Origin of the sequence: Ruixingdingia sedimenti (assembly GCF_031432425.1) — a bacterium.
Taxonomy (GTDB): domain Bacteria; phylum Pseudomonadota; class Alphaproteobacteria; order Rhodobacterales; family Rhodobacteraceae; genus Ruixingdingia; species Ruixingdingia sedimenti.
Genome location: NZ_JAVKPH010000081.1, coordinates 1 through 5,279 on the forward strand (window position 1 = coordinate 1; position 5,279 = coordinate 5,279).

At 69.5% G+C, this 5,279-nt stretch carries 5 protein-coding genes; all 5 read right to left on the reverse strand.

Annotated features, from left to right (window positions below; all coding sequences use genetic code 11):
- The coding region (locus RGD00_RS22925; protein WP_310459555.1) for a nitronate monooxygenase at positions 1-161 on the reverse strand (161 nt) is incomplete at its 3' end.
- A gap of 161 nt (positions 162-322) precedes the next feature.
- A complete protein-coding gene (locus tag RGD00_RS22930) occupies positions 323-1,084 on the reverse strand; it encodes an SDR family NAD(P)-dependent oxidoreductase (protein WP_310459551.1) in 762 nt (253 codons plus the stop codon).
- Between the two features lie 57 nt (positions 1,085-1,141).
- Positions 1,142-2,773 carry an AMP-binding protein gene (locus RGD00_RS22935; protein WP_310459552.1) on the reverse strand — a complete coding sequence of 544 codons (1,632 nt, stop codon included), beginning with the start codon at positions 2,771-2,773 and terminating at the stop codon, positions 1,142-1,144.
- A gap of 10 nt (positions 2,774-2,783) precedes the next feature.
- The gene (locus tag RGD00_RS22940) at positions 2,784-3,947 is read right to left on the reverse strand and encodes an acyl-CoA dehydrogenase family protein (RefSeq protein WP_310459553.1); all 1,164 of its coding nucleotides are present in this window, start codon (positions 3,945-3,947) and stop codon (positions 2,784-2,786) included.
- Positions 3,947-5,083, reverse strand: coding sequence for an acyl-CoA dehydrogenase family protein (locus tag RGD00_RS22945; RefSeq protein WP_310459554.1), 1,137 nt, complete (start codon positions 5,081-5,083; stop codon positions 3,947-3,949). The genes RGD00_RS22940 and RGD00_RS22945 overlap by 1 nt, the downstream gene beginning before the upstream one ends.
- Positions 5,084-5,279: the final 196 nt, after the last annotated feature.

Consider the following 5,279-nt stretch of genomic DNA (forward strand, 5'->3'; position numbering starts at 1 on the left):
GCGGGCGTGGGCGAGATGGCCGCGATGGTCCCGAGCCCCCCCGCCGCCGACACCGCCGCCGCCAGAGGCCCGAACGCAACACCCCCCATCCCGGCCTGAAGGATCGGGACCTCGATCCCGAGAAGATCGCACAGGGGCGTGCGAAGGGTACGGCGGGACATGGGGCCTCCTTGCTGCCGCAGCGGGCGGCATATTTCGTAATGCGGAATGTAATTCTGCCATATCGCGGCGCAACCGGGGGGCGCAAGCGGCAGGGGCCGGGGTGCAGGCTAAACCGCCGGGGGGTAGAGGCCGGGGCGATGGCCCGCCCCTCCCGGGGGGGTCAGAACGAGGCCGCGCCCGCAGTGATCCCGCCGTCCACCGGCACGATGGCGCCGGTCATGAAGCTTGCATCCTCCGACAGCAGGAAGGCGATCACCGCCGCGATTTCCTCCGGCTGGCCCTCGCGCCCGATGGGATGGGCGGCGCGCATCCGGGCCGCGATCGCGGGATCGGCGAACAGCGTCTGGGTGAAGGGCGAATTGACGATCCCCGGCGCCACCGCGTTCACCCGGATGCCCTTGCGCGCCAGATCCATCGCCACCGCGCGCGTCAGCCCGATCACCCCGTGTTTCGAGGTGACATAGGGCAGGCGGTTCGGCAGTCCCTCCAGCCCCGCCTGGGACGAGATGTTGACGATGGCCCCGCCATGCCCGCCTTCCTCGGCCGCCTGCGCATAGGCGCGGCAGCAGTTGAACGAGCCGTCGAGGTTCACCGACATGTTGCGCCGCCAGCCCGCATCGGTGGTGTCCAGCGCATTGCCCACGCCGCGGATCCCGGCGGCGTTGACCAGATGGTCCACCTTGCCGAACCGCACCCGCGCATCGCTGAACGCCTGCCCGACCTCTGCCGCATCGGCGACATCCGCGCCGAGCGCGATCAGCCCGCCGCCGCCGAAGGCGTCGATGGTGGCCTGCGCCGCCGCCTTGTCGAGATCGACCACCGCGACATTCGCGCCTTCCTGCGCCAGCCGCCGCACGGTCGCCGCGCCGATGCCGCTGCCGCCGCCGGTGACCAGAACCGTCTTGCCGTCAAATCTGCGCATTCCCTTTCCCCCGTTGATACTGCGGCGGCATCCGCCGGATGATGGAGCCCCGCCCCCTCAGCCCTTTTCCACGATCATCTTCACCAGCCTGTGCCGCTGGATCTTGCCCGTCGGCGTCATCGGCATTTCGGCAAGGATTTCCAGCTGTTCGGGCAGCTTGTAGGTCGCGATCTGCCCGGCGAGGAAGGCTGTGAAATCCGCAAGCGCGGGGCTGTGCCCCGGGCGGGGCACGATGCACAGGCAGTTGCGTTCCCCGAGCCGCGGATCCGGCAGGCCGATGACCGCGCAATGCAGGATGGCGGGATGGGTGTAGAGAAGTTCCTCGACCTCGCGCGGGTAGTATTTCTTGCCGCCGCGGTTGATCATCTCTTTCAGTCGCCCGGTGATGCGCAGGTTGCCGTCGGGGCCGATGGTGCCCAGATCGCCGCTGCGGAACCAGCCGTCCGGGGTGAAGGCTTCGGCATTCGCCTCGGGGCGGCGGTAATAGCCCAGTTGCGTGCCGGGGCCCTGGCTCTGGATTTCGCCGGTTTCGCCCGGGGGCAGGGCGCCGGTGCCGCCGGGGGGCGATATGCGCAGGCGCATTTCGGTGCCGCAGCGCCCGACCGATCCGGCGACCTTTTCGGGGTCGTCGCCGCGGCGGGTATAGGTGTGGTAGCCGCCGCATTCGAGCATGCCGTAAAGCTCGATCAGGTCGCCCGCGATGCGCTTGCGGAAGGTGCGGATGGTTTCCACCGGGCAGGAGGTGCCGCCCGAAATCACCGTGCGCAGCGAGGTGAGGTCGTATTTTTCCTGCCCCGGCAGGGCCAGCATCGCGACCAGCGAGGCGGGCGCGGTGGCGACATAGGTGACACGTTCGGCCTCGATCGCCCGCAGCGCGGCTTCGGCGGTGAACTTTTCCATGATCACCAGCCGGCAGCCCGCCAGCACCGTCTGCAACACCGACAGATAGCCCCAGTTGAGCGCGAGCGGCAGGTAGAGCAGCATCACCTCGTCCTCGCCCACGCCCATGTCCATGTTGAGCATCCGCGCGGGCCAGAGCGAGGTGTTGTGGTTGTGCGTCACGCCCTTGGGATTGCCGGTGGTGCCGGAGGTGAACATCATCCGCATCATCGCGTCGGGGTCGGTCCTGACCTCGGTGAACCCTTCGGGCCGCCCGGTGGCGGTGAGCACGGGGTCGAGCGCGACCGACCCCGCGCGCGGTTCGGCGCGCACGGTGCCCACGAAGGCAAGGCCGGGCAGGTCGGCCCGCAGGCTTTCCACCATGCCCAGATGGTCGAAACCCTTGTAGGCGCCGCAGGTGATCACGCCGCGGCAATCGGCGGTGCGCAGCACGTAGTCGAGTTCGCGGGCGCGGAAGTCGATGCTGACCGGCACGCCGATGGCGCCGATGCGTTCGATGGCGAAATAGGCGGGGACGAACTCGATCCAGTTCGGCAACTGCACCGCCACCACATCGCCCGGGCGGATGCCGTGCCGCGCCAGCAGGTCGGCCACGCGCAGGATCGCGTCTTCAAGCTCGCGATAGCTGAGCCGGTTCCGGCCGTCGCTGACGGCTTCGCGGTCGGGGTGGCGGGCGACGCGGGCGCGCAGCACATCGGCAAAGGTCTCGTCCGGCCAGATGCCGGCCGCGCGGTAGCGGGCCTGATCCTCGGGGCTTTGGCGCAGCATCACATCGGGAATATCCTGCATCTCGGCCTCCTCAGCCCGGCATGCCCAGAAGGGTCTTTGCCAGGATGTTGCGCTGTATTTCGTTCGAGCCCCCGTAAATGGTGGTGGGCCGCGACAGGAAATAATACCCGAGCGGATCGAACACCGCCCCCCCGATGGTGCTGGGGCCGAGCGTCACGCCATGTTCGCCCGCGGTCTCGATCATCACCTCGGAAATGCGCTGGTAAAGATCGGGGCCCCAGAGCTTGAGCACCGAGATCTCGGGGCCGAGCGCGCCGCCGGACTTGAGCGTTTCGGCAAAGCGGGCATAGGTCGCGGTCAGGTCGGCCACGTCGAGCGCGAGACGCGCATAGGTTTCGGCAAAGGCGGGTTCGCGAAAGACGCCCAGTTCGCGGGCCAGCGCCGCCAGCCGCTGCAATGCCATCTGCGCGAACTTGGGGCTGCCGTGGGTCAACCGCTCGAACCCCAGAAGCGCCTTGGCCATGGTCCAGCCGTCGTTGACGGCGCCGACGATATTGTCCTTGGGCACCCGCACGTCGTCGAAAAAGACCTCGCAGAATTCGGCATCGCCCGCCAGCGTCTCGATCGGGCGCACGGTGATGCCGGGCGTGTCCATCCGCGCCAGAAGAAAGCTGATCCCGCGCTGTTTCTTGGCCGCCGGGTCGGTGCGCACCAGCACGAAGATGTCGGTCGAATCCTGCGCCAGCGTCGTCCAGATCTTCTGCCCGTTGATCACCCAGTGATCGCCGTCCAGCACCGCCGAGGTGCGCAGCGAGGCCAGATCCGACCCCGCGCCGGGTTCGGAATAGCCCTGGCACCAGATGTCCTGCCCCGACAGGATCCGCGGCAGGTAGTGGGCCTTCTGCGCATCGGTGCCGAACCGCACCAGCAGCATGCCCAGCATGACGATGCCGATATCGGGGTGGCGCGCCACGCCCGCGCTGTCGAATTCGTCGTGATAGGCGAGCATCTTTTCGACGTTCAGCCCCATGCCGCCGTGTTCCACGGGCCATGCCGGGGCCAGCCATCCCTTTGCCGACAGTTTCAGCACCCAGTCCTTCGCCTCGTGCCAGCGCACGCGGCGGGCCTGGTCGATCAGATGGGGCGGGCATTCGGCGGCGATGAAGCCGCGCAGCATGCGGCGAAACTCGCCCTCGTCCATCGCGTTGTAATCCATGGTATTCGCGGTGGCCATCAGGCGACCCCCTCTGCATGCAGGTCGAACCAGCGCGCCCGGTGCGCGCGCGGATTGCCAAGCCAGGCTGCCCCGGCGAGCGCCCGGTTGACGTAAAGGCTGAGGTCGTATTCGGCGGTATAGCCGATCGCGCCGCTCATCTGGATGCATTCGCGGGCCACGGCCTGCGCCACCTCGCCGCAACGCGCCTTGGCGGCGCTGACCGCCGCCACGCGCGCGCCCGGCGCGGCGTCTGCGTCGTCGCAGACCGCCACCGCGCGCAAAAGCGCGGACCGCGCGATTTCGATCTGCACGAACAGCCCCACCGCGCGGTGTTGCAGCGCCTGAAAGGCGGCCAGCGGCTGGCCGAACTGCACCCGGGTCTTGAGATGGTCGAGCGTCATCTCGAAGGCGCGTTCCATCCCGCCCAGAAGCTCCGCCGCGACCGCCAGCCGCGCGGTATCGAGGATGTGGTCGAGCACCGCCGCGCCGGTCTCCGGCCCGGCGATCACCGCCTCGGGCCCGATTTCCACACCGTCGAGCGTGATGGTCGCCATCCGCGCGCCGTCCACCTGACGGGTCTCTGCCACCACCGCCGGTTTCGCGCCGACCCAGGCCAGCAGCACGCCCGCGCCGGTGTCGGCGGCGACCACATGGCCGCTGGATACATCCGCCAGCGGCACGAACAGTGCCTGCCCCGACAGGTGCCAGCCCGCGCCCGCCCGCACCGCGCGCGGCCCCACGGCCCCGGCGCCAAGGGCACCCGCGCGGCCCTGCCAGGCCAGCGTCGCAAACACCTCTCCGGCCATCAGGCCGGGCAGCACCGCATCGCGCAGATCCGCGTTGTCCCCCCGCGCCAGCGCCTGCATCGCCAGCAGCGGCACCGCCACCAGCGGTTCGGGCAGGGCGGCGCGCCCGGCCTCCTGATGCAGCGCGGCCAGATCGGCATGCGCCATCCCCAGGCCCCCGGCATCCTCGGGCAGCAGGACCGCGGTCCAGCCCAGATCCGCCATCTGCCGCCACCGCACGGGGCAAAAGCCCGGGTCGGCGGCCAGCGCGGTGCGAATCGCGGCAGGCGGGGCGGCGCGGCGGGCCAGATCGGTCACGCTGTCGCGCAACTGGCGGCGGTGGCCGGGGTCTTCCGGGGGGGCGAACATGGGGTGGAAACCTCCGGTCGTGGTTTGATCGCCCCCCTGTTACCCGCGGCGGGTGTATTTTGCAATGCAGAATGTGGTTCTGCATGACGTACCGCCGCCCGCCCCCTGCGGGAAACACAATCCCCGCGCATTCTGCCCTGCGGAAGCTTGGCCTCCCCGCCGTTCCGCGATACCCTCGCCCCGCAACCACAACAGG